The organism is Klebsiella sp. HMSC09D12, from assembly GCF_001808475.1.
Classification (GTDB): Bacteria; Pseudomonadota; Gammaproteobacteria; order Enterobacterales; family Enterobacteriaceae; genus Klebsiella; species Klebsiella oxytoca.
This window is the reverse complement of sequence record NZ_KV793467.1, coordinates 1-502: the sequence shown is the minus strand read 5'-3', so window position 1 is coordinate 502 and position 502 is coordinate 1. Positions and strand designations below refer to the sequence as shown.

Genomic DNA, 502 nt, shown 5'->3' with positions numbered 1-502 from the left:
TAATTAAATCATCGGGAGGCAACACCGCCGCCCGAACAATCGCCGGTATCGGCAACCATCAAGGAGTTCACATGTATCACTATCTCGTTTTTGTCCCTCTCGCATTAATTATTAGCGCCGCTGCGCTTGCCCTGCCCTGGTTTATCGTTCGTGCGGGATACAGGGAACTGGTGCAGATCACCTGCGCCTGCGTCTCTGTTCTGGGCCTGTGTGCGGCGACAGGGGTTTTCAGCTACTTCGATAATAAGCCGCTTGCGTTCCTGTACGGCTGCGGCGCACTGGCGTGCTTTTTGTACGCGGTAGACTGCGCGATACCGTTGTATATGACGCGTAAAAAGCCACGTAAGCAGCTGTAAGAAAAAAAGGCGGGTAATTCCCGCCTTTTTTATTGAGGCTGTCAGAAAGCGATTAAGGCGCTCTATGGGCGCTTTGCAAGATATAAAATCTTGTATATATATTCCGTACTTATATTGACTTTAAGGGCGTAATCACCGATAATTAA

At 49.2% G+C, this 502-nt stretch carries 1 protein-coding gene; it reads left to right on the top strand.

Annotated features, from left to right (window positions below):
* The first annotated feature begins 71 nt into the window (after nt 1–71).
* Nucleotides 72–356, top strand: a complete 285-nt coding sequence (ccgC, locus tag HMPREF3178_RS10935; RefSeq protein ID WP_033547497.1) for a protein CcgC — start codon at nt 72–74, stop codon at nt 354–356.
* Nucleotides 357–502: the final 146 nt, after the last annotated feature.